Source organism: Nocardiopsis nanhaiensis (assembly GCF_054778635.1).
This window is the reverse complement of record NZ_BAAGZJ010000030.1, coordinates 1-25,835: the sequence shown is the minus strand read 5'-3', so window position 1 is coordinate 25,835 and position 25,835 is coordinate 1. Positions and strand designations below refer to the sequence as shown.

30 protein-coding genes and 1 pseudogene are annotated in these 25,835 nt (G+C 67.5%); 25 read left to right on the top strand and 6 right to left on the bottom strand.

Going from position 1 to position 25,835, the window contains the following annotated elements; translation table 11 throughout:
* The first annotated feature begins 40 nt into the window (after positions 1 to 40).
* From ACYVD1_RS16110 to ACYVD1_RS15990, 25 genes are all read left to right on the top strand, one after another.
* The gene (locus ACYVD1_RS16110; RefSeq protein WP_460772954.1) at positions 41 to 616 is read left to right on the top strand and encodes an ATP-binding protein; all 576 of its coding nucleotides are present in this window, start codon (positions 41 to 43) and stop codon (positions 614 to 616) included.
* A 110-nt stretch (positions 617 to 726) separates the two neighbouring features.
* Entirely contained in the window at positions 727 to 1,116 is a 390-nt protein-coding gene (locus ACYVD1_RS16105) for a hypothetical protein (RefSeq protein ID WP_460772952.1), read from the top strand.
* A gap of 312 nt (positions 1,117 to 1,428) precedes the next feature.
* On the top strand, positions 1,429 to 1,947 hold the full coding sequence (locus ACYVD1_RS16100; protein ID WP_460772949.1) for a hypothetical protein: 519 nt from the start codon (positions 1,429 to 1,431) through the stop codon (positions 1,945 to 1,947).
* A 242-nt stretch (positions 1,948 to 2,189) separates the two neighbouring features.
* On the top strand, positions 2,190 to 2,735 hold the full coding sequence (locus ACYVD1_RS16095; RefSeq protein ID WP_460772945.1) for a hypothetical protein: 546 nt from the start codon (positions 2,190 to 2,192) through the stop codon (positions 2,733 to 2,735).
* A gap of 10 nt (positions 2,736 to 2,745) precedes the next feature.
* Positions 2,746 to 3,375, top strand: coding sequence for an SAF domain-containing protein (locus ACYVD1_RS16090; RefSeq protein ID WP_460772941.1), 630 nt, complete (start codon positions 2,746 to 2,748; stop codon positions 3,373 to 3,375).
* On the top strand, positions 3,372 to 4,127 hold the full coding sequence (locus ACYVD1_RS16085; RefSeq protein ID WP_460772938.1) for a hypothetical protein: 756 nt from the start codon (positions 3,372 to 3,374) through the stop codon (positions 4,125 to 4,127). The genes ACYVD1_RS16090 and ACYVD1_RS16085 overlap by 4 nt, the downstream gene beginning before the upstream one ends.
* Positions 4,124 to 5,431, top strand: a complete 1,308-nt coding sequence (locus ACYVD1_RS16080; RefSeq protein WP_460772935.1) for a CpaF family protein — start codon at positions 4,124 to 4,126, stop codon at positions 5,429 to 5,431. Before ACYVD1_RS16085 ends, ACYVD1_RS16080 begins: the two co-directional genes overlap by 4 nt.
* Positions 5,428 to 6,297 carry a type II secretion system F family protein gene (locus tag ACYVD1_RS16075; RefSeq protein ID WP_460772932.1) on the top strand — a complete coding sequence of 290 codons (870 nt, stop codon included), beginning with the start codon at positions 5,428 to 5,430 and terminating at the stop codon, positions 6,295 to 6,297. The genes ACYVD1_RS16080 and ACYVD1_RS16075 overlap by 4 nt, the downstream gene beginning before the upstream one ends.
* Entirely contained in the window at positions 6,294 to 7,196 is a 903-nt protein-coding gene (locus tag ACYVD1_RS16070) for a type II secretion system F family protein (RefSeq protein WP_460772930.1), read from the top strand. Before ACYVD1_RS16075 ends, ACYVD1_RS16070 begins: the two co-directional genes overlap by 4 nt.
* A gap of 26 nt (positions 7,197 to 7,222) precedes the next feature.
* Entirely contained in the window at positions 7,223 to 7,387 is a 165-nt protein-coding gene (locus tag ACYVD1_RS16065; RefSeq protein ID WP_460772927.1) for a hypothetical protein, read from the top strand.
* Positions 7,388 to 7,390: 3 nt separating this feature from the next.
* On the top strand, positions 7,391 to 7,804 hold the full coding sequence (locus ACYVD1_RS16060) for a TadE/TadG family type IV pilus assembly protein (protein ID WP_460772925.1): 414 nt from the start codon (positions 7,391 to 7,393) through the stop codon (positions 7,802 to 7,804).
* Positions 7,805 to 7,818: 14 nt separating this feature from the next.
* Entirely contained in the window at positions 7,819 to 8,280 is a 462-nt protein-coding gene (locus tag ACYVD1_RS16055; RefSeq protein ID WP_460772923.1) for a TadE/TadG family type IV pilus assembly protein, read from the top strand.
* Positions 8,281 to 8,356: 76 nt separating this feature from the next.
* Positions 8,357 to 8,776, top strand: coding sequence for a pilus assembly protein TadG-related protein (locus tag ACYVD1_RS16050; RefSeq protein ID WP_460772920.1), 420 nt, complete (start codon positions 8,357 to 8,359; stop codon positions 8,774 to 8,776).
* A 7-nt stretch (positions 8,777 to 8,783) separates the two neighbouring features.
* Entirely contained in the window at positions 8,784 to 11,264 is a 2,481-nt protein-coding gene (locus tag ACYVD1_RS16045; protein WP_460772917.1) for an OmpA family protein, read from the top strand.
* Between the two features lie 1,144 nt (positions 11,265 to 12,408).
* Positions 12,409 to 12,678, top strand: coding sequence for a hypothetical protein (locus ACYVD1_RS16040; RefSeq protein WP_460772915.1), 270 nt, complete (start codon positions 12,409 to 12,411; stop codon positions 12,676 to 12,678).
* 529 nt (positions 12,679 to 13,207) lie between these two features.
* On the top strand, positions 13,208 to 14,014 hold the full coding sequence (locus ACYVD1_RS16035; protein ID WP_460772912.1) for an ArdC-like ssDNA-binding domain-containing protein: 807 nt from the start codon (positions 13,208 to 13,210) through the stop codon (positions 14,012 to 14,014).
* A 104-nt stretch (positions 14,015 to 14,118) separates the two neighbouring features.
* Positions 14,119 to 15,345 (top strand): DNA polymerase III subunit beta, encoded by a 1,227-nt coding sequence (locus tag ACYVD1_RS16030; RefSeq protein WP_460772910.1) that lies wholly within the window; start codon positions 14,119 to 14,121, stop codon positions 15,343 to 15,345.
* Positions 15,346 to 15,432: 87 nt separating this feature from the next.
* On the top strand, positions 15,433 to 15,768 hold the full coding sequence (locus ACYVD1_RS16025; protein WP_460772906.1) for a hypothetical protein: 336 nt from the start codon (positions 15,433 to 15,435) through the stop codon (positions 15,766 to 15,768).
* 41 nt (positions 15,769 to 15,809) lie between these two features.
* On the top strand, positions 15,810 to 16,823 hold the full coding sequence (locus tag ACYVD1_RS16020) for a DUF4192 domain-containing protein (protein WP_460772903.1): 1,014 nt from the start codon (positions 15,810 to 15,812) through the stop codon (positions 16,821 to 16,823).
* A 189-nt stretch (positions 16,824 to 17,012) separates the two neighbouring features.
* A complete protein-coding gene (locus tag ACYVD1_RS16015; RefSeq protein ID WP_460772900.1) occupies positions 17,013 to 17,639 on the top strand; it encodes a hypothetical protein in 627 nt (208 codons plus the stop codon).
* A 99-nt stretch (positions 17,640 to 17,738) separates the two neighbouring features.
* Entirely contained in the window at positions 17,739 to 17,939 is a 201-nt protein-coding gene (locus ACYVD1_RS16010; protein ID WP_460772898.1) for a hypothetical protein, read from the top strand.
* On the top strand, positions 17,936 to 18,508 hold the full coding sequence (locus tag ACYVD1_RS16005) for a hypothetical protein (RefSeq protein WP_460772895.1): 573 nt from the start codon (positions 17,936 to 17,938) through the stop codon (positions 18,506 to 18,508). The genes ACYVD1_RS16010 and ACYVD1_RS16005 overlap by 4 nt, the downstream gene beginning before the upstream one ends.
* Positions 18,509 to 18,572: 64 nt before the next feature.
* The gene (locus tag ACYVD1_RS16000) at positions 18,573 to 19,451 is read left to right on the top strand and encodes an N-6 DNA methylase (RefSeq protein WP_460772891.1); all 879 of its coding nucleotides are present in this window, start codon (positions 18,573 to 18,575) and stop codon (positions 19,449 to 19,451) included.
* A complete protein-coding gene (locus tag ACYVD1_RS15995; RefSeq protein WP_460772889.1) occupies positions 19,448 to 20,014 on the top strand; it encodes a hypothetical protein in 567 nt (188 codons plus the stop codon). Before ACYVD1_RS16000 ends, ACYVD1_RS15995 begins: the two co-directional genes overlap by 4 nt.
* 171 nt (positions 20,015 to 20,185) lie before the next feature.
* A complete protein-coding gene (locus ACYVD1_RS15990) occupies positions 20,186 to 21,124 on the top strand; it encodes a hypothetical protein (RefSeq protein ID WP_460772886.1) in 939 nt (312 codons plus the stop codon).
* A gap of 640 nt (positions 21,125 to 21,764) precedes the next feature.
* On the opposite strand, the gene ACYVD1_RS15985 is transcribed toward ACYVD1_RS15990, so the two are convergent.
* From ACYVD1_RS15985 to ACYVD1_RS15960, 6 genes and pseudogenes are all read right to left on the bottom strand, one after another.
* Positions 21,765 to 22,313 carry a histone-like nucleoid-structuring protein Lsr2 gene (locus ACYVD1_RS15985; RefSeq protein WP_460772882.1) on the bottom strand — a complete coding sequence of 183 codons (549 nt, stop codon included), beginning with the start codon at positions 22,311 to 22,313 and terminating at the stop codon, positions 21,765 to 21,767.
* Between the two features lie 174 nt (positions 22,314 to 22,487).
* Positions 22,488 to 22,780, bottom strand: a pseudogene (locus ACYVD1_RS15980) (transposase); the annotation flags it as partial.
* Positions 22,781 to 22,920: 140 nt separating this feature from the next.
* Entirely contained in the window at positions 22,921 to 23,154 is a 234-nt protein-coding gene (locus tag ACYVD1_RS15975) for a hypothetical protein (protein WP_460772880.1), read from the bottom strand.
* Positions 23,155 to 23,272: 118 nt separating this feature from the next.
* Positions 23,273 to 24,343: a C40 family peptidase gene (locus tag ACYVD1_RS15970; protein ID WP_460772877.1), complete on the bottom strand. Its 1,071-nt coding sequence runs from the start codon at positions 24,341 to 24,343 to the stop codon at positions 23,273 to 23,275.
* The gene (locus tag ACYVD1_RS15965; RefSeq protein WP_460772874.1) at positions 24,336 to 25,223 is read right to left on the bottom strand and encodes a replication-relaxation family protein; all 888 of its coding nucleotides are present in this window, start codon (positions 25,221 to 25,223) and stop codon (positions 24,336 to 24,338) included. The genes ACYVD1_RS15970 and ACYVD1_RS15965 overlap by 8 nt, the downstream gene beginning before the upstream one ends.
* A gap of 28 nt (positions 25,224 to 25,251) precedes the next feature.
* Positions 25,252 to 25,835: TraM recognition domain-containing protein (locus ACYVD1_RS15960; RefSeq protein ID WP_460772872.1), on the bottom strand; the 584-nt coding region annotated here is incomplete at its 5' end.

Below are 25,835 nucleotides of genomic sequence, written 5' to 3'. Positions count from 1 at the left end.
ATCGGACCTGCCAAAGAGAGGACGACGCGCCATGGTCCCCATGGACGCACGCACACGTGCCCCGAGCACTTACCACCCATCACTGCCTCCCCTGCCGGAGGCCACCCTGCCGCTGTGGGACCTCGTCCCCACGAGCCAGAGGCACTACTTCAACCACCAGCCACCATCGGAGTTCCACCACCGCGCCTACGAATTCGGATCCTCACCCCAACTCATGCCGCTGGTGCGCAGCTACTTGGCCACCTGCGCAGCCGGCCACGACGAGAACTTCCAGTTCGTATTCACCCTCCTCGGCGCGGAGCTGGCCAGCAACGCCATCCACCACTCCAGGTCCGGACGGGTCGGCGGGCGCTACACCCTGACGTGCCGCAGGGAACCCGACGGTCTCCACCTGGACTGCATCGACCAGGGCGACCCGCATGCCCACCCATCGAGGATCGGCGAACACCTCACCCCCGCCCCGGATGGCCTGTCGCCGGACGCCGAGAGCGGCCGAGGCCTCGCGATGATCGATCGGCTCGCGACGACATGGGGCGAGAACGGCTGCCCACAGGCCCGGCAGGTCTGGCTCTATCTGCGCTCCGACCTGAGCGGCAGCCAGTGGGAGGGCACTTGACGGTCGCACTTCCCTCACGCGCAATATGGCCCGGGCAGAGCGTTGCCCCGCACTGCCCGGGCCTCAGAACCCAACATTCACGCACAACCCATGCGAGAGAGGCCGGATCGATGACCTACCCTATCGCTACCCGCCAGCCGCGCCCCGTTCCACCCGCCCAGCGCCGTCCCGCACTGCTTGCGGGGCCGACCTGCATGGTGTGCACGCACCGCTCATGCCGGGCCCGCAGGGCTGAGAGCCAACCCCGCCTGGGAGGCCGCAGAGCGGAGTTCGCCGCCGAGCACACCCGAGCTGCTCGACTTCAGGCCCGCAACCCTGCCGTGGTGGTCTATTTCGGAGAAAGCACCCAGTCCTACTGGGTCGCGACGGCAGATGGGCTGAGCGAGGTGACCGAAGACGCCCTGATGCGCATCATCACCGCGTCACGCACTGGAGCAGACCGGTTCACGCGAGATGCTCACCGAGTCGTACCCGGCCTCGCCAAGGGAATGCTCCACTAGCCGTACTGGGGTAAGTCCTGGACCTTCCCGCCCTGTTCACTGCCTGCCCTGGGAAAACACAGATCAACGAATAGCTCGGCGCCCCACCCGTCATATATTTATGCAGGTGGGGCGCCTTTTTGATGGGGTCTAGGTTCTTCATGGAAGACATGAACATGAATGCTGGATGATCATCTTCACAGCGCGACCTTACCTCACAGATAGGGGTACCTATCGGTTCGCAGTTCCGGTGGGGGTATGTATTGGCATTAAGGGCCACCGGTACTAGCCTCGTCACTCCGAGTGAGGTGCGAGCGGTGCTTTGGAGGTGTCTTGAGACTCCTTGTGACGGCAGTGGTTATGGTCGGCATGCTTTCCTCCGGTTGCGCCACTCAGGTAGACGACACTGAACCCTCAGTGGGTGAGACACCGGAACCCACTGAGTCGACGTCACCAGAGGAGCTGGCTGTAGATACCTATGAGGCCATGTGGTCCGTCGTTGTCGAAGCTTCGCACGAGGGGGACGCGGATCCTCCGGAACTAGAGACTTACGCCTCTGGCGACGCCCTAGCTTTGATGCGCCAAACCCTGGACGGCACTGCAGGGGACCAGGTCGATGTCGAAGGGGAGCCGGTTCTCGACCCTGAAGTGGTCGAGGCTTCGCCAGAGCATGCTCCAGAGACCGTCACACTCCTTGACTGCGCTGACGGATCGGAGTGGGTCGAGAACGGCACCGATTCGGACGAGGAGGATAGAGAGGTTGGCCCTCGTCAGATTGACGCAACGGTCAATCATGACGGTCTTTCCTGGAGAGTGTCCGACTTGCGTATTTGGGAGCCCGGGACATGTTGAGACTCGCTTCCTTGATGGCTGCAACGTTGTTCCTACTTGTGCTGAGCGCTCCAGCTACCGCTGACGAAGTCTTTGGTAGGGCTGAATGTGGCTCCTCGGGTGGGCCGGGATGTGAAGTCACAGCTGAGTCCGAAAGCACACCGAGGCCGCCCGCGGGGCCGACGAACGAGGGCGCGGAGCCTGAAGCCGAGCCGAATGACGGTGGCACTCAGACGGCAACGGCGGAACCGGACTGTGACGAGGTGGACTCGCTCACGCAGACGTGCACTGCGTTAGCCGGGGGCGCCGGTTCCGGCGGGGCAGAGGCCGTCGAGGACGAGGTTGACCACGAAGCCGTGGCCCACGCCGCCTATGCCGAATTCTCTCTCTCCGCCCCTGACATCTCGATGTCACCGAGTAGCCAGGCACCCATCCTGGTCCAGGTGCCGGTGTGGCTGTGGCTCGACTCCGAGGCCTGGGGTCCGGAGTCGGCGACGGCGGAGGTGCCGGGCGGTGCGGTGACGGTAACCGCAACTCCGACCTCGGTGTCTTGGGAGATGGGCGATGGCACGACACAGGAGTGCGACGGCCCCGGGACCGTCTACAACCCGCACACGCACGACGCCGATGCCGCCTCCCCGGACTGCGGGCACACCTACACCTCCACCGGGGAGCACGACGTGGTCGCACAGATCTCCTGGGAGGTGGAGTGGACCAGCACCGACGAGGACGGTGGCACCCTTCCCGCCCTGTCGACGGAGTCCTCCACCCAGGTGCGGGTGATCGAGTCCTCCGGCGTGGTCACATGAGAGGAAGGCGATGGTAGACACCCAAACCCGGGCGCGCGGCGAGCCCGAGACCACGCCGCTGCGCCTTCCCCACACACGACGCCGGTGGCGCTCACTGGTTCTCATGGGGGCACTGATGGTCGCAGGCGCCACAGCCGCCATGCTGGCCCTGGCGCAAGTGGACCAGCGCGAGCCCGTGCTGGTCGCGGCCGCCGACCTTCCCGCTGGACATCAGGTCACCGCGGCCGATGTACGCGTGGTGGACCTGGCCGGTGCTGACACTCTTTCGACGGTCTCTGACCCCGCACAGGCGGTGGGGTCGGTGCTGACCATGCCGGTGGCCGAAGGCGCGCTGCTCGGCGAGGGCCTGCTGGGCGGGGAGGGTGAGCATCTGGCCGAAGGCCAGGTCGAGGTCAGTGCCGCGGTGGAGCCAGGCCGGGTGCCCGCGTCGGTGGGGCCGGGGGCACAGGTGGCCGTGGTCATCACCGGTGAGGAGGCGGGCGAGGTGTCCTACCCCGCCCAGGTAGGGGTTCTGGACCAGACGTCGAATGGTGACACGCGCGTGGATTTGGTGATCGATTCTTCCCACGCCTCCGATGTGGCCCGGGCTGCGGCCGAGGGTGAGATCGCCTTGGTCCACACCCCGGGAGACGGCTCATGATGGTGACCTTCTGTTCGCTCTCCGGGGCACCCGGCGTGACCACTGCGGCGCTGGCCCTGGCCAGTACCTGGCCCGCCGACGCGGCGGTGCGGGTGGTGGAGGCCGACGCCAGCGGTGGTGATATCGCCGCCTGGTGGCACCTGCCGGTGTGGCCGGGCCTGACCGATCTGGCCGCGGCCAACCGCCCCGGACAGGACCACGACCACCCAGGCGAGGCTCGGTTCCTGCAAGTCCTGCCCGGAGGGGTGCGGGTGTGCCTAGCCCCGGCCAGCGCCGAGCGCACCGCGAGCGCCCTGGACCTGATCACCCAGCACCCCAAAGCCTTAACCCGGTGGGCAGGCGTGACGCTGGTGGACCTGGGGCGGGTGGCCCCGGAAGCGGAAGTCATGGCGCTGGCCGAGGAAGCACAGTGCCACGTCGTCTTCACCTCCGGCGACCTCGCTCACCTCAAACGCCTCAAGGACACGCTGACCGATTCGGTGGGCAGGGACTCGCGCCTGGGCGTGGTGGTGGTCGGGCCCGGCCGCTCTGCCCAGGAAGTGCAGCAAGCCGTTGGGGTACCGGTGTGGGGGCACCTGCCCTGGGACCCGACCAGTGCGGCCGTTCTGGCCGGGCGCAGGCCCGCGGGGCGCCGTCTGCACCGGCGCCCGCTGATCAAAGCCGCCCAGGCCCTGGGCCGCACACTCGCGGACAGCGCACCTCCCCGCCGGTTTGCGGACCCGGTTCAGGCGTTCCTGGGAGGACGACCATGAGCGGCGTGGACCTCGCTGACCAGGTGCGCGACGTCGCCGCGCAGGTCACCGAACGGTTGAGCGCCGCAGCCCGGGCCCAGGAGCGCGAACCCACCGCACCCGAGCACCGGGCCCAGGTGCGGCGTGTGGCCCGCCAAGTGCTGCAGGAGCGCGCCAGCAGCGCCCTGGCGCGGGGTCAGCCCGTCCTGGACGGTCCGACCGAGGAAGCGGTGCTGCACCAGGTGCTGGCCCGCGTGGGCGGGCTCGGGCCCTTGGAAGAGCTGTTGGCCGATGAGCAGATCGAGAACATCAACCTGACCGGGACCGCTGTGTGGGTGCGCTACGCCGACGGGCGGCGCGAGCAACGACCCCCCATCGTGCGGACCTCGGATGAGTTGATCGCCCTGGTGCGCAGGATCGCCGCGGAGGCCCCGATGGGGGAGCGGCGCTTCGACGCCGCCGCCCCGATCCTGGACATGTCCTTGGCGGACGGGTCGCGGCTCAACGCCGTGATGGACGTGTCGGCCCAGCCGATGGTCTCCATCCGCCGCCACCGTTACCGCACCACCAGCCTGGGGGAACTACGCCGCCTGGGCACCCTGGATGCGGTGCTGGTGGCTCTGCTGCGGGCGGCGGTGCGCTCGCGCCGCAACATCGTCATCACCGGCGGCACCGGGGCCGGGAAGACCACCCTGCTGCGGGCGTTGGCCACGGAGTTCTCCCCGCACGAGCGGGTGATCACCGTCGAGGACATCCCCGAACTCGGGCTGGAGCGCGACGAGACTGCGCACCCGGACGCCGGGGCGCTGTATGCCCGCCCGCCCAACACCGAGGGCCAGGGCGAAATCACCGTCGCCGATCAGGTGCGGGCCGCGCTGCGGATGAGCCCGGACCGCATCATCGTGGGCGAGACCCGCGGGGCCGAGACCATCCCGCTGTTGAACGCGATGTCGCAGAGCAACGACGGCAGCGTAACCACGCTGCACGCCTCCAGCTCCGGGGGTGCTTTCACCAAACTCGGTGCCTACGCGGCCCTGTCGGATCGCCTTGCGCTGGAGTCGACCTGCCTGCTCGTGGCCGCCGCGGTGCATCTGGTGGTGCACGTAGACGCCACCCCCGAAGGCGAGCGCCGGGTCACCAGCGTGCGCGAGGTGGTCGGGGTGGACGGGGCCCAGGTGCTGTCCAACGAAATCTACCGTCACGAGAACGGCGGCACGGTTGCGGCCGCACCCCCGAGCCCCGCCACGGTCCAGGCGCTGGGCCGTGGCGGGTTCGATGTGGCCCAGTTGATGGTGGCCCCGGCGAGCAATGGGCGGTGGCGATGAATACCGCAGCGATCCTGTGGGCCGGCAGTGGTGGTCTGCTCCTGGCAGCGGGCGCAGGGCTGGCACTGATCCACCTGGGGCGAGCCCTCACCTGGCGCACAGGTCGCCTCGCCCCTCAGCTGGCCAGCCTTGACCGCAGCCGTCTCCTGCACGCGGTGGGCGCTGCACTGGCCGGGGCCGTGGTGTGGGTGTTGACCGCATGGCCCGCAGCGGTGGTGCTCGTCGTGGCCGGGATGTGGTGGCTGCCCCGCCTGCTGGGCCCCGATCACGCACACACCGCCCAAGTGGCCCGGGTGGAGGCCATCGCGAGCTGGGCCGAACAGATCCGCGACCTCATGGCCGGAGCCGCGGGCCTGCACCAGGCCATCGCCCACACCGTGCCCACCGCCCCCGAACCCATCCGCGAGCACGTAGCCCACTTGGCCGACCAGCTCTACCAAGGAAGGCCACCGCAAGAGGCATTGGAGGAGTTTGCGGCCCGGGTGGATGTGCCCAACGCCGACCTGGTCGTAGCCGCCCTGTCCAGCGCGGCCACACGCCAGGCCGCCGACCTGGGCCAGCTGCTGACCTCCCTGGCCCAGGCCGCACGTGACCAGGCGGCGATGCTGGTGCGCGTGGCCGCCACCCGCGCCCGCACCCGCACCTCGGCCCGCATCATCTGTGGCACCACCCTGGGCATGGCCGCAGGGTTGATGCTGATCAACGCCGACTACCTGGCCCCCTACGACACCGGCCTCGGCCAACTCATACTGCTGGCCGTCGGCGCCCTGTGGGCCGTAGGGCTGGTCTGGCTCGCCCGACTGGCCCGCACCGATCTGGGGCGCCGCGTCCTGGCCCGGGAAGACCAGGAGGGGGTGGGGGTGTGAACCCTCTCGTGCTCGCCGGAATTGGCGGGGCCCTGATCGCCGCGGGCCTGTGGGCCGCCCTTTTGCCGCGCTTGGCCCGCCCTTCTCTGGCCGAACTCCTCCAGGACCCTGCACCTTCCGCCGACTCTGCCTCGACGACGGGGCCAGACACCCCGGCCAGCTGGGCGCGCAGGCTCGGCGCCCCGGGTGTTCCACTGCTCGCCCTCCTAGGGTTGCCCACGGCTCGAACTCGGCGCCGCTTGCAGGCCTGTGAGCGGGACGTGCCCGGTTACCTGTCCCAAAAGGCTGCCATGGCCGCCCTCGCCGTCCTGGTCCCACCGGGGATTGGAACTCTGCTGGGCCTGTTGGGAGTGTCCCTCACCCCCGTGCTGGGCCTGGGGGCCTGGTTCGTGTTCGCGCTCGTGCTGTGGATCGCCCCCGACCTGGAAGTGCGCGACCAGGCCCGCGAGCGCTCCGAACAGATGCGCCACACCATCGCCGCCATCTGCGACCTGGTCGTCATCGCCCTGGCCGGAGGCGCCGGCGTCACCGGCGCGTTGAGCGACGCCACCCGGGCCAGTGACACCTGGGCCTTGCGACGCATCCGCACGGCCCTGTACACCGCCAGCATCCACCACCAACCCGCCTGGGCCGCCCTGGAAGACCTCGGCGAACGCTACGACGTCCCCGCCGCCCACGAACTGGGTGCGAGCCTGCGCTTGGCCGGAGCCGACGGCGCCCGGGTGCGCGCCAGCCTGGCGGCCAAAGCCACCTCCCTGCGAACCCAACACCTCGCGGAGCTGGAGGCCGACGCTCAGTCGGCCACCGAGCGCATGAGCCTGCCGGTGGTGGTGATGTTCGCGGGCTTCCTGGTGCTGATCGGCTACCCCGCCCTGAACCTCGTCCTGACCGGCATGTGAACCCCACCGCACACAAGGAGACGACCATGCTGCCCCTCATCAGACAGATCCGCAGGCCCACCTCCTCCGATGAGGGCTACTCCACCGAAGCGGTCGCGGTCACCGCCACCCTAGTCATCCTCGCCCTGGGAGCCTTGGCCCTGATCTCTGACACCGTGCTGGACTGGGCCGAGTCCATCACCCTGGGCTGAACCATGATGTGCCACCTGGCCCCCCACCCCACCGACCCCGACCGTGACCGGGGCAGCACCGAACTGATCGTGGCCACCCCACTCATGCTTTTGCTTCTGGTGCTGGTGGTCCACGTGGCCCTGTGGGCCCACGCCGACCACGTCGCACAGACCATCGCCCAGCACGGCCACGCCTCCGCCCGCGCTCTGGAGGCCAGTGAAACCGAGGGACACGCACGCGCCAACGAGGTCGCCGACCAGCTACGCGGCCACCTCCTCCAGGACCTGACCATCACTGTCGAGCGCGAGGCCACGATGGCCACGGTGCAGGTGCACGCGCAGGTGCCCACCATGGTCCCCGGGCTAGACCTGCCCGTGCACACGCAGGTCTCCGGGCCAATCGAAGAGCACACCCCACCCGGCGGCGAGGGCCCATGAAACACTCGTGGACTATGCAGGATCGGGGGTCGGCATCGGCCGAACTCGCACTGCTCACACCGCTGTTGATCCTCATCGCGATGCTGGTGCTGCTGGCCCACCGCACCGTCTCGGCGACCATGGCCGCCGACGCCGCCGCCTCGGCTGCCGCCAGGGCCGCCACCCTGGAGCGCACCCCCGCCGAAGCTCAGGCGGCTGCGGAGACTGCGGCTGCTAACGCGGTGCGTACGCACGATCTCAGCTGTGCCACCTACGACCTGGCTATCGAGACCGGCGGGCTCCACCCCGGGGCCACGGTGGCGGTCACGCTCACCTGCACTGCGGACCTGTCCGACCTGAGCGGTCTGGGCGTGCCGGGTAGTCGCACCATCGAGGGCACTGCCGCTTCGGTGGTCGACACCCACAGGGGCGAAGCTCTGGGGTTCATCAATTCTGAAGACAGAGATGAGGCAAACCCGAGTGCGGGTGGTGCCTGATGACGGGGGTGCGGTTCTTGGGTTCATCCATCGTTGTCGTGGCTGGCTTGGTGGATCAGGTCAGGGCGGCAGCCCCATGAAGGAACCAGATCACACCAGGGACGCCGGTCAGGCCACGGCCTTCCTGATCGTCATGGCCGCCGCCCTCCTGCTGCTGGTGGCCTTTGTCCTGGACGTGGGCGCCGCTCTGTCTGAGCGCAACCGCAACCTCCAACTGGCCCAAGAGGCGGCCCGGGCCGGGGCCCAGCAGATCGACCTTGCCACCTACCGGGCCGAGGGCACCGTGGACTTGGACCCGGGTTCGGCGACCGCGGCCGCCGAAGAATTCCTTGCCGAGGCCGGGGTCCAGGGCTCGGCCAGCGTGGACGGCGACGTCGTCACTGTCACCGCGCGTACCACGTTCACCTTCCGCCTGCTGCCGGTGGGCTCGCGCACGGCCTCCGGTGCTGCCAGCGCCACCCCGGTCACCGATACTGAACCGCCCCTCTCTCCGTGAGGTATCCATGACACGTCTGCGCCAGATCGCCGCGATCGTGACCACCCTCGTCCTGCTCGCCGGATTGCCGTGGCTGGCCACCACGCTGGCCTGGCCGTCGGTGGATGTGTCGCTGCTGTCCTGGCAGGTGCACCTGCGTAGCGGTCGCCTGCCCGCGGGGGTGGCCACGGCAGCGCTGATCGTCGCGCTGTGGGCCTTGTGGGCGCTGCACCTGATGGCGTTGGTCGCCGAAGCCGTCGCCATCCTGCGACGACGCCCCCTTTCCATGGGGCCTTTGCGTCCCTTGCAGCTGTTGGCCGCAACCACCCTGGGCACCCTGACCGCCGCTCCCGCCGCAGCGCATGCAGTACCCGCCACCGCCACAGTGGCCGAGACCGCCGCCCAGAACGAACAAGAGGAGAAAGACCAGCCCGAGCAGGACCCGGCCGAGCCGTTCGTGGTCGAGCGCTCGGCCGTGGTCGACGCCTTCGGCTACGACTCCGCCGACCTCACCTCGGATATGGCCCAGGACCTGGCAGCCACTGTCCAGCTCATCGACCAACACGGTGCCCCGGAGTTGCCGATCGTGGTCACCGGGCACACCGACGCCGCGGGAGATCCCGACTACAACACCGGCCTGTCCGAGCGGCGCGCCGATGCGGTTGAGCAGGAGTTGCGTACGCACCTGGGTGAGGATGCCGACATCGAGGTCCACGGCGAGGGGGATCGCGCGCTCCTGGAAGGTGCCACTGATGCCGAACAGCGGCGGGTGGAGATCTCCTACAGCGTGGTGGTGACCCCGCCCCCACCCGAGGAGCCCGGAGAGGATGCCCCAGGCCACGGTGAGCAGGACGCAGAAGAGCAACAAGCCCCGGCGGTGGGCTTGTCGTTGCCCGGCGGTCTGATCCTGGCGATGACGGCCGGTGCGGCCGGAGTGGTGGCAGGCATGGCGGCCGAACGCCGCACAGGCCGACCCACAGCCACCGGGGAAGACGACGCGGACGAGGACCGGCACGAGCCTGAGGCAGTCGCGATGGCTGCGTCTGCAAACCCGCCGCGCACCGACACCGAGGAGGCACCTGGACCCGAGTTGGCGCTGATCGACCTGGCTCGCGTTCCCGGCGTGGGGATCACCGGCCTCGGCGCGAACGGCGGAGCCCGCACCCTGGTGGCCCGCTCCTTGGATGCAGCAGAGTCGGAGCTGAACGTTGTGGTGGCCGAGGGCGACCTGCGTGCCCTGCTCGATCAGGGTCAGCGTCTGCCGCAGCTGAGCGAGGACGCGCCGGTCGTGGTGACCGAGACCGTGGACGATGCCCTCACCCTGCTCCAGCTCCAGGTCCTGGCCCACCACCGGGCAGCCGACGAACACGACGACGATGAACCTCAGGAGGCTCGTGCGCCCGGGCCGCAGTTCGTATTGCTCGCCCAAGCCGAGGCCGCCGTGGCCGCAGAAGTGACCTCTCTACTCGCCCACACAGAAGGCGCCCCGCTCAGCGCGGTCCTGCTGGGCCCCTGGCCCACCCCGGACGGGCCCACCCTGACCCTGAACGAACACGGTGCCATCACCGCCGCTGAGGCTCCACTGGCCGAGATCACAGGCCACGCCTGGCCCGGAACCGCCCCTGGCCCACTGCACCGGAAGCTGATGCGCCACCACGACGCACCCACACCGGCTGCGCCTGCTCACGCCGAGCCCGACCAGTCCAGGCATACTAAAGAGTCAGCCGAACCCGTCCAGTCCACGGATTTCCAGGAGTCAGCCGAGCCACAGCACGAGCACGCCCCAGAACCCGGCCAGGCCAGTACCGATCCACCCGCCGAGGAGGAGGAAGCTCCACCGCCTCCCGGGGCGGTGCAGGTAACGGTGTTGGGCAGCATCACCCTGGCCGTGCACGGACACCAGGTGCGCCCCCACCGCCAGACTGCCTTCGAGGTGCTGGCCTACCTGGCCGCCCACCCCGCCGGGGTCCGGCTGGAAGCGGCCGCAGAGGACATGTGGCCCGAGCAAGCCTCCCACCGTGGGATCAGGCGCTTCCACGACGCCTGCACCGCACTGCGCTCGGCCTGCCGCCCCGCCCTGGGCGAGGCCGCCACCGGGCTCATCACCCACGGGGGCGAGATGTATCGCCTCAACCCGGCCCTGGTGGCCTGCGACCTGTGGCGCCTAGACGACCTGCTGGACCAGGCCGCCCAGGCCGACGACGGCCCGGTGCTGGCCACCAGCGCTGCCTCCCTGCTCGATGCTGGCTTTGCCGCCCAGGCCGACTACCGGTGGGCCGAAGCCATACGGGTGAGCATAAGGAATAGAATAGTCGAAGCGCTCACCGACTATTCTGCTGATGTCGGTGTTCGGCAGGCCATCTCCATGCTCCGCCGTGCCCTGAACATCGACCCCACGGCCGACCGAGCAGCTCGAGCGCTGGCGCAAAGGTATGAGGAAAAAGGCGACACAAAATCCGCCCAGCGTGTCCTGAAAGACCGCGCCGCCGTCCTCGAAAGCGCCGAATAAACTAGAACATCATCGGTCGGACCACCCGAATTCCGGTGGGGCTGCGTATGACCAAAAACGGTCAGCCGCCCGCCCGCTAACCGGACCACCAGCACCCCCGCCCCTTTGAAGGGCGGGGTTTTGCGTGCGCAAAACCCCAGGTGAGCGCATGCGCAGGGGGTGTCGATGGCCCTCCCGACAGATGCCGCAGGCACACCTGCAAACTCTCTGAGGGCGGCATTTCGGCTGAACATTTGAGCTATCGACACTCTTCTTAGTTTCGATTATTCGACTCGTGCTACTAGTAATAGTAAATACATGAATGCATTGTTCATGGGGTCTGCATCGGCCTTTCTGGTGTTTGTTCCGGTGTTTGTATTGAACGGTCGGCGATAGTCAAATCTGATTCGAAAAACCCCCGGGGAAAAAGTGTTTCGGGTCGCATTGTGGGTATATATCAATCAACCAAGCAAACGACCCTGATCGTCACCTTTTGGAGAGTCTTATGTCTACCTGGTATGGCCTGTGGCATAGCGGAAACGGATACGGGCTTACTGACCCAGAGTCCGACATGGAACAGTTCAGTTCCCTGCAGGCAGCAAAGGATGCGCTGGCCGCGCGATACCACCTTGGGTATTCGTTCCGGCAACGGTTCCAGTTCGTGAATCGGGAACCGGAAAGCGTACTCACACCGGTGGTGGGATCGGATTCCTGCCTGCACCTGTTCGCCAGCCCCGACAGTGATCCCGCGTTGCCGGACCGACACGTGTATTTCGGCCCCCGGGGCGGTGTGCGAGTCGAGCGCTTGTAACGCCCGTGTGCTGTTCGCCGCATTCATGCGGCGAACAGCACCCCGAACCACCACACACCTAAGGGAGGCACCATGCGTCTTATCCCCTGCACCCATTGGGACCCGTGCGAAATCGGCCACGTGTACCACTCACACCCACCCGGACGTCACTACGGCTGCCCCGGGTGTGAATCCCGGTGCCACTGCAATCCCGGTGAAACCGCATGCATCTTCATCGATTGCCAGTACGGCGCTTTCGGTGGCGGAAACGTTCTCTAAGCCCAACCCCCAGCAGGGGGAGGTTTCCCGCAGGGTCGCCACCGTGGCGACCAGGCACAGCAAACCATCACCTATCACAGACGTGAGGGGGATCTCATGTACACCCGGACGCAACTCCAGCGCGGATTCATCGCACACGATCACACCCGTGAGGGTGTGCCCACCACGGTCCGTATCTTCTACCTGCACGATGCTGGCGGAAGTGTCTACACCGAATACATCGACGGGACCTATCACTACTCGGACGCGTACGGGGAACACGAACCGGACGAAACCCTCACTGCAGTTCAGGACGTGTGCTATCGCGAAATGATGAAAACCATCGCGATAGCCACCAACCAATTCGGCTACCAGCCCTACGACTAAAGAACCCGTGTGGGGTGCTCCGGATGGAGCACCCCACCCACGGATCGGCGCACCGCGTTGACACCTAGAACCGACGGATCAAAGCGCCTCACCAGTGTCGGAATGTGGATCCATCAGATGGGAAAAATCATGCTGCTTGCCAAGGCTCGCATCGGCCCAACCCTCGTGACCTTCCGAAGAAACACGGAAGGTGAATACACCGTGGTCGCCGTTACCGGGAACCGATTCGGGTTCTCCCGTTTCGCTCCCGACGATGAAGCGACAGCCCGTGAATGCTACGCCAACACGGTCCGGTCTGTGTGTAAGGAAACGGCAGGCTACTAGCGCGTTTGGTGGCGCTCCACATGTGGAGCGCACGCCATGCCCGCTAGGGAGAACCGGAGATGCGTTCTGTAACTCATCTCCCCGTTCGTCGAATGCCGGTATGTCGATTGGAGCCACTGTGGCGCCTAGAAAGAAGACACGGAAGCGACCGCGACTGACCCCAGAGCAGCGACAGGAACGGCTCAGCGCCGCCCACAACACCCTCATGGAACAGGTGGAAACCCTCACCACGGCTGAAGGGTGGCACGCGATGCTGAACGCGTCTGCGTGGCTACGTCGGTACTCACTCAACAACCTTCTGATGATCATGCATCAGTGCGAGCATGCCACCGACGTTCGACGCAAAAGCGACTGGAACGCGCTCGGCAGGAAGATCAAGACCGGACACCCAGGGCTGCGCATCTACGCGCCACAGAAGTTCCGGGTACGCGATGAGGACAACGAACCTGTCCAAGACAGGGACGGGAACCCGCGCTACCGGCTGGGCGGCTTCAAGGTCGTCTACGTGTGGGACGTCTCCCAGACCGAGGGTGAACCGCTCCCCGACACCGAACAGGCCACCCCGCGCCTGTTGAACGGCGCCGCACCGGCGCACCTGTGGGAAGCAACCGCCGACCAGATCACCCAGCGCGGCTACACGATCGAACGGGGCGAGACCGCGCCCGCCAACGGGTGGGTGCACTGGGATACCCGCACGGTGCGTATCAGCGACACCGTCGAGGACGCCCAAGCCGTCAAAACCCTGGTCCACGAGTTGGCGCACATCGTGTGCGAGCACGAGACGCGCGCCATCCCTCGCGCGATGCGGGAAGTGGAAGCCGAATCGGTGGCGTGCCTGGTCACCAACCTGGTGGGGCTGGACAGCCTGCCCTACTCGGTGCCCTACGTGGCCGGATGGGCCCAAGACGCCACAACCGCACGCGCAAGCGCGGAACAGGTCATGGCGGCAGCGGATGCGATCACCACCGCTGTGGTGGCCGCTGTGCCTGAGACCGAGGCTGTTTCCGCCTAGGTGCGCGCCGCTGGTGGGCCACAGCCGCACCGTGGCTGTGGCCGGCCACCGGGGCGCCACCCCCGGAAGTCTGCCCACCCACGACCCGAAAAGGGGAGACCATCATGACCACGACCGCCTTCAACCCCGCTGATGACCTGTTGGTCGGTGGTGTGTTCACCACCGACTACGCCACCCTGTCCGCCGCACTGGACACCGTGGGTGCCGCGATCGCCACGCGCCCCACCGTGCCTGTGCTCGGCGGGGTGCTGTTGGAAAGCAATGGCCCCCACCTGCAGGTGTCAGGGTTCAACTACGCCACGACCATCACGGTGACCCTGGCCGATGCGGTACAGGCACCGGGCCGGATGCTGCTTCCGCACCAAGAACTGTCCCAACTCCTCAAAGCGCTCACCCAGGGGCACACCAAGCGCACCGCCGACCCGTTGCCGGTGACGGTGCAAGCGCCCGAAGCCTCGTGCGCCACGGTGACCCTGGCACAGAGCACGATGCCGATCCCGCTGCTGCCGGTGGAGGACTACCCGACCCTGCCCACGCTGCCTGAGGTGTTCGCCTGCGTGGACGGTGCCTCGTTCACCGATCAAGTCAAGCGGGTCCTTTCGGCGATCGGGCGCGATGACACCCTGCCCGGGCTGACCGGGGTGCGGATCGAGCCCACCACCACCGGTGATGGGCTCCACGTGGCGGGAAGTGACCGTTACCGGCTCGCGGTAGGGCACGCACCCGGCAGCATCGGCGACGACATCGCTCCGGCCGCTGGTGTGCTGGTCAAGGGCTCGACCTTGGGCAAGATCCTGCCGCGCCTGGGTCCTGAGGTGAGCATCGGCTACGGGCCCACCGCCTTTCACGAAGTGGTGTCCCTGGTCAGCGGGCCGGTGTCGGTCATCATGAGCCTGCACAACGACAACGAGTTCATCGACTACCGCACCGATTACAGCAGCTACCTGCCCACCAGTGCGGCGACCACGGTCGTGGTCAACCGTGAGCAGTTGCTCACCCACACCCAGCAGGCCGCCAAAGTGATGGCCGCCAAGGAAGAAAACAGCCCTCTGGTACTCAGGGTCGCCTCAGATGCGGTCAGCGTAGCGCCCACCATCAAGGAAGGGTCTGAGTACCTGCGCACGCCGCAGATACCCGCCACCACCGAGGGAAAGGCCGATGTGGCGGTGGGACTGAACCCCAGGTCTATGACTGAGGCGCTGCGCACCTTCTCTGACCCCACCATCAGCCTGCACATCCAGAGCCCCACCAAGCCCGTGTTGCTGACTCAGACCCCCGACGGTCTCACCGACACCCGGGCCTACCGGCATCTGCTCATGTCCGTGCGCTGACCGGCCCTGACCGGCTGTTGTGTCGCCGCGCCACGCGCGCCCCCACCACCCCACCAGGCAACCCCACCCCTGTTTTGGAGGTGCCCCGTGGCCGTTGTGAGCGTGCAGGTCTTCGCCCTCACCGACGAGGACACCGCACTGACCGCAGACGACCAGTTCACCGTCTCCACCCACTTCACACGCGCCTTGACCACCCTCACCACCACCGACGCCAACGCGACAGAAGTAGTGGTCATCAGCCACGACGTCCACCCCTACGAGACCGGCGCCGTGATCTACCTACTCGGCATGGCCGAGGACCCCGAAACCGTCACCGACGTCGTCGCCGCACACCTGGACTCAGCCATGACCGGTGCCCCCGACCTGTTCCAGGGATGGCACCTGATGGCCGGAGACAGCGCCGTGTGGTGCGCCGACAACTAACCCCCTAGGCACAGCCCACACCCACCAGGAAAGGAACACCCGTGAACACCGACAACCCCCTGCGCTTGGCTTCACCCAACGACCTCGTCACGACCCTGCCCTACCTGCTGGGAGGCGAGCCGCCCGGATCCGGGCTGGTGATCCTCGCCATGCGTGGACGAGCGGTGCACTGCATCGCGCGCCGCGAGTTGGACCCCACCGGAACCGACGTCTTTATCTCTTCGGCCGAACCTCTCGCACGGTGGGCCGTGTCCGAGGACTGCGATGGCCTGATCATCGTCGGCTACGGCAGCGGCGATACCGTCACCGCGCCCATCGACGCGATCAGAGCAGCCGCCACCGCCCACGAGGTGAGGGTTCTGGAGGCTCTGCGGGTACATCAGGGGCGCTACTGGTCCTACGTGTGCGATACCCCGGGCTGCTGCCCGCCTGAGGGCACCAAGCTCGATAGCGCACGTGCCACGGCACCGGCTGAGGCCGTCCTACGAGGGCTGGCCCCCCACGCGCCTCAGACCTGTTCACCGGCGCAACGGGCCGCCACGAGCCGCCAACGGTTGGAGCCGGACCCATCAGTGCCACCGCAGACCGTAGTGGAGGCCACGCGCGCGGCCGAGTCCGAGGCCGAACGCCTGGACGACTGCGGGATGGCGCTGGTACGCGAAGCCATCGAGGCCGAACGCACCGGCACCGGCCCGCACGATGTCGGCGCGTTGATCCGCCTGGCTGTGGTTCTGCGCGATCTCCAGGTGCGCGACACCGCGTGGCTAGCCATGACAGTGGAAACCGCGCGCACTGACCTGGAGCTGTGGGCCCGCATCACCCGGGCGGCCCAACCGAGTGATCGCGCCGCTCCCGCCGCCCTGACCGCTGTGGCTGCCTGGTTGGGTCGCGACCTTCCCATGGCCCGAGTGGCCTTGGACGTGGCTTTGGCCGCCGATCCGAACTACAACATGGCCCGCCTGGTCACGATGGCCCTGGACGCAGGACTGCCCGCACACAAATGGACGGAGTCTGTCCGCAACCGTGGCGAAGAGGACACCGGATCCCCGGGATGAGCACCCCTTTGGCCGACGGTGCCCCACACGAGTGGGCCGCCCCCATCGCAGCTGGGGGCGGCCCACCCCAAGCAAACCACATCCGCATGGGGACCGCCCCCACACGGGCGGCCCTTGCCAACGCAGGCGCCGCACACCTCGACTACGGCCATGACCGGTGCCCCCGACCTGTTCGAGGGATAGCACCCGATGGCAGGAGAGAGCGCCGTGTGGTGCGCCGACCACGAACCCCGGGCCCGTGTACGGGCCCACATCCGCACACAACGAAGGGAAGCCCACATGATCACCCTGCCCCACACCGGACTGCAGGTGCCCCACACCCGTATCCGTGTCACCAGCCTCAAAGAGGTGGACGTAGGAACCGGCATCGCCTGGTCGGCGGTGCTGCGCCAGGGTCGCACCAGGCTCGGCACCATCGACAACCAGGGCACCGGGGGCATGACGCTGTTCCGTGCCGACTCAGCCGCAGCACGGGCCACCCTGGCCGAATTCGTGGCCCAGTGCCGCACCAGCGCCGGTGCGCCGGTGGATCAGGAACGCGTCCTGGACGAGCTCACCGGTGAGTACGAGTGGTCCCGCGACGTGGCCCGCGATGAAAAGAAGCACCGCTACAGGATCCGCTTCTTCGACGACATCGGCATCCCCGCCGACACCGCCTTCACCCTGCCGGTGGCCTACCCCGACTACGCGCAGGCCCTCACCTTCGCACACACCATCACCGACATGCCCTCCAACACCGTGTGCGCCCAACTGTGGGCGGGCCCAGAGCGGGGCTGGGTGGACTTCTACCGCGCCCCCGCAACCAACGCCGACTAGCACCACGCGCGCGGGGCTGACCTGTAGGAGCAGGTCAGCCCCCTACCGCACCACCCACCCACAACCCCCATAAAGATTGTTCAGTGAGGAGTGACAGCAATGTCCACCCTACCCAGCACGCCCACCGCGGGCGCCTCGGTTGAGCCCGACACGGGCCACGTCATGATGTGGGCCCGCCCCGCGGGCGCCCTGGCCCACCTGATCCCGCTCACCCCCACCACCGCCCGTCAGTTGGCCGACCAGCTCACCACAGCGGCCGATCTGGCCGACCAGATCGCCGGAGAGGGGGAGCGGGCATGAGCACGCGCGGAGCCATCGCCTGCCCCACCCCCGGTGGTGGGTGGATTGGCCGCTACCACCACTTCGACGCCTACCCCACCGGACTCGGCCATGAGCTGTTCCGCCTCTACCACGACACCTTCAACGGCGACCACGAGCTGATGGCCCAGACGCTCATCGATGAGCACCCGGCCGGATGGTCCACCCTCATCGCGCCCACCACCGTGGACGGTGACCGTCCCTTCACCACCGAACACTTCGCCTACGCGGGGTTCCAGTCCCATCAGGACCCCCTGCACGGCCAGTTCCCGCAGTGCTACTGCCACGGGCAGCGCTGCGAAACCGCCGATGCGCTCATCTGCCGTTGCCACCTCGGCGAGACGTCAGGGTGCGCCCCGCTGTTCATCGAATGGGCCTACGTCATCACGTCCTCAGGGCTGGGTGTGCTCACCTCCCACCACCCCCACGCCGGCTCCGACGCCGACGACCGTCACCGCCCGGTGGCGTTCGTGGGCTGGTCCGACAACCCCAACTGGCAGGTGCTCGAACACCGCCCGTTCGACCCCCACCTCTCGGACCTGACCGCCTGACCCCTGCTCTCACCGCACACGCGACGGGGTGGTCCACGTGGCCACCCCGCCCGGGAGGCTGCCCATGCCATCACCCCACCCCCGCCCGCACGGGCGCGCGCACGCTATCGCTGAGGCTGTAGACCAGGCCCGGCACCGCACCCACGGCACCGGCCACCCCGACATTGCTCTCTCGACCGTGGCGGCGCTGGCCCTGCTGGCCCCCACCCCGGCCGAACGCGCCCCAGCAGTTCAAACCGTCACCGGATGGAACACCGACCAGGTGGGCCACTTCGTGCGCAGGCAATGGGTGCACCTGCTGCGCACACGCCCCGACCTGGCCAACCCCCTGGCCCCCTTCACGCTGGCCTGGCTCGGCCGTGCCCCGATGCCCGAACAGGCCCAGCACGCCGCAGGCGAGGTCGCCCGCGCGGCCGTGCGCACAGGACTGTTCGAGCTGACCGGTCACACCGAGACGCGCCGCTGTGTGGATCTGCTCGGGGTGGTGCTGACCGTGCTCAAGAGCCGCACCGCCGCCACCGCAACGGGCTCCTTCTACACCCCTACCGGCGTGGCCGATCTCAAAGCGGCCCTGTCCCTGCCCTGTGATGTGCGCAGCGTGCATGAGCCCAGCCTCGGAACGGGCGGGCTGTGGCGCGCGATGGCCCAGCTCATGCGCGAGCGGGGTCAGGATCCGGCGCGCGTGGAGTGGGTGGGCATCGACATCGACCCGTTGGCCATCGCCAGCGCGGCCGTCAACGCCGTGCTCTGGGACCTGGGACCTCGTGTGGTGCTCGGCGTCGGCGACATCCTCACCAGCGATGCCCTCCGCACTGCGTACGCACAGCGCGCCGAAACCACAGATCTGGCCCGCACTGCGGACCAGATGCAGACCAGTGGCCGCATGCTCACTGCCCTGCACACCCGCACCGACCCCGCCACGAGAAGGAGGAAAAACCCATGACCGATAAAGCACATGGCCCCACCCCGCAACGCCCCGGCGCCTACACCCCGGACCACGTGCGCACCTGGGCGGGCAGAGCAGTAGCCCTCACCCTGGCCAGCGTTCCCGACCACGACATCCCCGAACAGACGTTGCCCACCGTCACCCTGCGCCTGAGCGAGCCCCACCCGAACCAGGTGGAGGTTGACCAGGTCCTGTCGCGCGGCCCCGAAAACCCACCGCACCAAGCGTGGCTGGAGACCGTGAACCTGACCGAGATCCTCGCCATCGCACCCACACCCCAACCACCACAGCGGCCTGGTGACACCAGTACAGACCTGGTCGAGCTGCACGGGCGCACCGTCCATCTGGTGCGCAAAGGCGACCCCCAGGCGTTCCCGGTACCAAGCCCGCACCGTCTGTACCGCCGCCATGTCCTGACCGTGCCCTACGAGGGCAGCCCCGAGGTCGACCTGCACGAGATCACCCGCACCTACACCACACCCCACGGGACCGCATCCGAGATCGCACGAGTCGACACGGTTGCCACCAGTGACATCGCGCTCCTCCTGCTGGCGCGCTGACCCTTCAGGCTCGGGGCCAACCGGCCCCGAGCCCCACCCGGCACAACCCCCTGCCAGGACAGCACCCGCAACGCCGCGCACTCCTCTCCCCACTCCCAGGTCCGCCGCGCCCCCGATGGGCGCTTGCGGGCCAGAGTCCACAGCCCTGACCTAACCGAATGGAGGAAATCGATGACCTGGCTGCCCTACACCGAACTGCACGTGCCCACCACCCGGCTACGCACCACCCACACCAGGCTGCTGGCTGATGGCAGCAGTCTGGCCACACTCCAGGACGGCGATGCCGTCCTGGGCCACCTCACCCTCGCAGCGCACACCATCGAGGTCGACGTGGGCCCTGCCCAGCACCAGCGGCTGATCGACTTCGCCGCCCAGTGCCAGACCACCTGTGGCCAGCACCCGCCACGTGAGGAGGTCCTGCGCGAGTTGGTCATGGAATACCGCTATGCGCAGGCCATCACCGAAGCCGCCCAGTCCGAGGCGCCCACGGTGGCCGTGCGCGCCTTCCACACCGACGGCACCATCACCCTGCACCGGGTAGAGGCACCCGCACCCCTGGGGCCGGGGCCCGAACTCAAGGTGGACCCCGCCCTGTTCACCACCGATGTGACCCGCGCCCAGGCCTGGATGCGGGACCTGTGGATGAGGGTCACACCCCGCACCGCCACCGACCGCGACCAGTCGAGAACACAGCTGACCCGGCTGCCCCACACCGGACTGCACATTCCCGCCAAGTTCCCCATCCGTGTGAGCGACCTGACCGAGAAAGGCGACGACCAGTGGTCGGCACAGGTCTGGGTGCACACCGGTGGCGAGCCGGTACGGCTGGGCAACATCGCCGGCCACGGCCAGAACGTGACCTTCGAGGGCGAGACAGCCCGCGCCGTCAAGGTGCTGCTGACCTATGCGCTGATGAGCCTCGAACCCGAGGGGAAAGTACTGGAATGGCAAGAACTGGCGCGTGGGCTGGCGCGCGAATACCAGATGGCCCGCGAGACCACGCGCGCCCAACAACGGGGCTATTACCTGGTGCAGCTGACCCGCACCGGGCAGCAGGGACCGAGCACCGACCTGGTGGGGATCATGGACGCCTTACCCGGGGGGACCTAGTCCGACTACGCTCACGCCCGCACCTGCGCCGCCACGTTCGCCGACGATCCACAGGTGATACGGGTGCAGCTGTGGGTGAGCGGGGCGTGGGTCGATGTCACCCCGCCCCGACAGGGCCCTTGAGAGCGAAAAGGGCCGGGGCATGGCCCCGGCCCTCCCTCGGGAGAGCGTTAACAACCAAGCAAACGTTACACCCGACGCGCTCAGTCTAACCGGTGAGAGCGGCCCAGGTCCAAGAGATGCCCCACCATGCTCGCAGTTGGTGGGGGAGGCCCGTGTCGACGGTAGGGTTCACACGCTTTCTTGCGATGGGCTCAGATCCTGGACACGCTCGGGAGGAGCGCTACACTCGCGCCCCGGTTCGTTATATTGCGAACATGTGACCGTGGGGCTGAAGGGCTGTCGGAGTGGAGCGAGAGGTCCCGTTCCTCATGCGTAAGGAGGGAAGAGCACGTCGGTCTTTCCTTCGGGGGATTGGGGTTTCTGAGTCTTGAGTTTCTTAGGCTGGTTCATCTATTCCAACTCTCACAGAGGGCCCTCAAGTCGATTCTCAGGCATAAAAAGACCCTCCCGTGGAGCCTTCTTCAGGGAGGGTCTTTTCGTTGTTCTCAGGGGGTTCTCAGGGCCTCCCGGGGGGCGTCTACGCCTTGGTCTTCAGGTCTGACTGGAGTCGGGTGAAGTCCACAGCCTTGATGTCGTCCTTGGGAAGTTCTGACTCATCCGCCAGGAGCTTGTGAGCCCACTTGGTGAACTCCGAATCTGTGAGCATTGTGGCCTTGGCCGGACCCTCAGAGGACATCGATCCCGTGGACAGGAGCTTGAGGGCCTTGCCCTGGGCGCCAGCTACGGGGGCACTCCTACCGGACTGGTACGCCTCCAGGATGCTGTTGGGAATCCGGCCGCGCTCGTTGACTGTGTAGCCGTTCTCCTTGGCCCAGGTCCTGATGCGCTGGATCTCCTCTCGGGACTGAGAAGACCGAGATGAGGTAGAGGCCTTGGCTCGGGGACGAGACTGAGACTTCTTCCTACCGGCCTCCAGGAAGGGCTTTAGGGCTTCCTTCAGAGCCTCCTGGTTGGCCTCTGACAGATCGATCTCATAGGCATTGGTGTCCAGAGCAAACTGAACCGTGCCCTGAGCCTCAGAGCCGTCTAGATCATCCACGAATGTCACGACTTGCTTACGCGCCATGTGGTGCCTCCCCATGATTGGTTCTGGGCATCTTACTACCAACAAAGACTGGGAAAACCAAAATTCGGGAGTGAGATGTGGCCTTCCTTGCTGGCGTTGTGGACAAGATCAGCCAGAGCCTTGGTGTAACTGTCCCCCTTGCCCTCTGCACGAACGGCTTGAGAGCTCATACCCTTTGGTGAGTCTGCGGGGGCAGATCAGTGTGCGGGCGATACCGACGAAAGCCAGGAAGTGTGGCGTGCGTTCATGGCGGCGGTGCAACCGACGGCATCCGGCCACCAGGCCATAGGGCGCTCGACCTGCCACCGATAGCGGCCCCATCGTGGTGAGGAGCCCACTTGCTTGCGGGGCGGGCGGTGGACGATGCCGCGTTCTTGGAGCCATCGGCGCGGGTGTTCGTAGTCGTATCCCTTGTCGCCGTGGAGCTTGGCCGGTTTGCGCCGCCGCCGACCACGGTGAGAACGCAGCAGGCCTGCTCGCTGTAGAGAGTTCTGGGGGTAATGACGCTCAAGTGCAACTCCGAGTGCGCGAGGCCACTGAGCGCCTGACTCTGGATGAGCTTGACGAGCACATCGACCTGCTCCGCAGACGTTCGGATGCGCCTGCCTTAGCTTTGCCGCTTATGTCGAACGATCCTGAACAGGGCCCGCACCCCCAGGAGTAGGGCGCACCCAGAGATGACCAGCCCGGCCAACCACAGCGCTGTGGCCACCGTGATGGGAACCTCTGTCAGGAGCCACATGCTCGCCAGCATGCTCAGGTAAACGACGGGAATGCCGAGGAGGTCATAGGCGTCGATCAGGGGGTTGGGCGGAATTAAGGTCTTCTTCGGTGCTGTCACGGTGTACTCCGAAGATCACGTATCGGTTCTCGCTCTACGCATCGTGCGGCGCGCCGCTGCACGGCGTCGTTCGCGGCACCTTAGCGCTTGGGCGGTGGCCTTTTGCCTGACCGAGGCGTCAGAGTTGGGGGCGCATGGCCCCGGCGAACGCGTTAGCGTAGTACGGCATTTCGATGGGGTCGATCCGTACGTTATTGCCGGTCGAGGGGGCGTTGACCATCTCCCCGTCACCGATGTACATGGTGACGTGGCCCGGCTGAGGGTCGGGACCCACGTTGAAGAACAGCAGGTCTCCGGGTTGTAGTTCTTCCCGGTCGACGCGGGTGCCGTGGGTGAACTGGTCGGTGGTCACGCGAGGAATCGACACTCCGGCCGCTTCCCATGCCTTCATGGTCAAACCGGAGCAGTCGAAGGCGTCGGGGCCGGTCGCGCCCCACGCGTACGGTGTGCCCACCTGCTCCACAGCCCATTCCGCGGCGGCGATACCGGCCGCGCTGCCCGGACCGGCCACGCCGGAACCGGTCGGCGGGTGCTCGGTGTCGTAGTGCTCGATTTCGGCCATGACCTGGTCCACGTACCAATCCGCGGGATTGTACCGGAACAACGCCTCCTCGAGGTCGGTCTGGTCGTTGAAGTCGACCGAGGCACCCTGAGCGCTTTGGCACAGCTCGACCGCGGTGCTGGCGACGCTGTCGTAGACGTTGTGCGGGTCTGCCTCGCCACCGTCGCGAGCGTTGACTCCGTAGGCGTCCCAGTTCGCGGGTAGGTGCTGGGTCACACCCACCGCGCGGTCGTACTCGGTGTCGCCGTCCCAGTGTCCGCCGTCGGTGTCGTAGTGGGGTGTGAGGTTGCCGCCGACGCCGGAGCCGTCCAGGCGGGGGCCGACGAAGGGTGGGTCGGTGTTGCCCTGTGCGTCGATGGTGACGGTGGCGCCGTGGTCGGACTCCACTGATCCGATCCCGGCCAGGATCTGCCAGCGCAGGCCGGTGCAGTGAGAGTACTCGGGCTCGTTGAGGATCTGCGGGCCCTGGGTGTAGGCGTCCAGCAGGACCGGGTCGATGCCTTCCACCTCCTCGGGGGTGGTGCCGGGGTGGGCCTGGTCGGTGAGCGCGGTGGTCAGGGACGCGGCCAGCCCTACCACGAGCAGGCCCAGGATCAGGCCGCATCCGCAGCCGAGCGGACTAGCCACCCCCCACCTCCCAGGTGGGCAGCGGCGGCTGCAGCACGGGTGTGGTCAGCAGCTGCGATAGCCGCAGCCGTTCACCGGTGGGGTCGTCCAGGCGGGCCCACACCGCCCCGGCCGGATGGGATCCGTGCACGGCGGTGGCGGCGGGCACACTCGGTTGCGGGAGGCGGGCGCGCAGGTTGTGCTCGCGTTGGGTGGAGGGCAGGTGGAACAGCACTACCGCTTGGCGGTGGGAGGTGATGCGGCGCAGTTCGGTGTAGGCGTCCAGCTTGGCGGCCAGGCGGCGCAGGGTTTCGGTGCCGCGGTCGTGTTCCAGGTAGAAGCGCACGTGCTGGTGGCCTTCGCTCCAGTGTCCGGCGGCGTCGGGTCGGACGATGTCGCCCCACTCGGCCGCGCATTGGGCGGCGGTCCACCACCGCAGGTGCGTGTTGTGTTCGCGGGTGTGTGAGGCCAGGTCTACGAAGAAGGCGTTGACCCCCACGGTGTGGTTCAGGCTCGCCCGGTAGGCCAGGGTGAGGGCACGGTCGCGGCGGTAGCCGAACTCGACCAGGGTTTGCCCGGCTTCTCCGGCCAGGATCTGGGCGCCGGGGGTATCGAGGATGTAGTGCCAGGGGGCCGAGCCCAGCGCTGCGTAGGGTCGGAACCGGTCCAGGGCTCGGATGCGGTACAGCACGCTGAGGCGCTCTTTGGCCATGGAGTAGGAGCTGAACAGCAGCCGGGCGATCTGGTGGGTGGTCAGGGTGCGGTGCTCCCACACCAGGCGCATGATCTGGCGGTCGCGTGGGGTGAGTCGGTGGATGAGGGTGTGCAGCACTTGGGGTGAGGTGCGTTGGCGGGTGGGGGCGCGGTGGTCGGGCCGGGTGGGGTGGTGGGTGCGCAACACAGGGGTACTTCTCCTTGGCACGTGGGCTTTAGTTGGGCGGGGAGTGGCGTCGGGCGGCTTTGCGCACCGCGGTGGCCCGCCCTTTGACCGGCGGGGGCAGGGGTCGGGTGCGCAGCGTGAAGCTGGGGGACAGGGCCCCGTTCAGCACCAGGCGGGCCGAGGCTTGGAAGGCCGCCAGGTGGGACAGGTCGTGTTCGCCGAGGTTGGGGCGCACGTGCCGGGCGAGCTGGCGGGCATCTTCAGGGGAGACGTCGAAGTAGATCTTGGATCGGGCGTTGGCGGAGGCGGCTTCGCGCAGGTCCCGGGGCAGCTGGGACAGGTCCTGGTGGGCCAGCACCAGGCCGGCCCGGTAGGCACGCGCCTCGGCCAACATGTCGTCCAGCCCATAGGGCAGGGTGAGAAAGTTCTGGGCTTCGTCCAGGTAGATCGCCAGATCGGACCGGTCGGCCTCACGTTGGCGGGCTCGGGCCAGCACCGCGTTCCATACCTGGGACAACAGCAGCGATCCCAGCAGCGAGGAGGTGTCCTGGCCCAGAACCCCTTTGGGCAGGCGAGCGATCACCACACCACCCGCGTCCACGTGCGTGCGCAGGTCCAGCCCTTGGGTGGTGG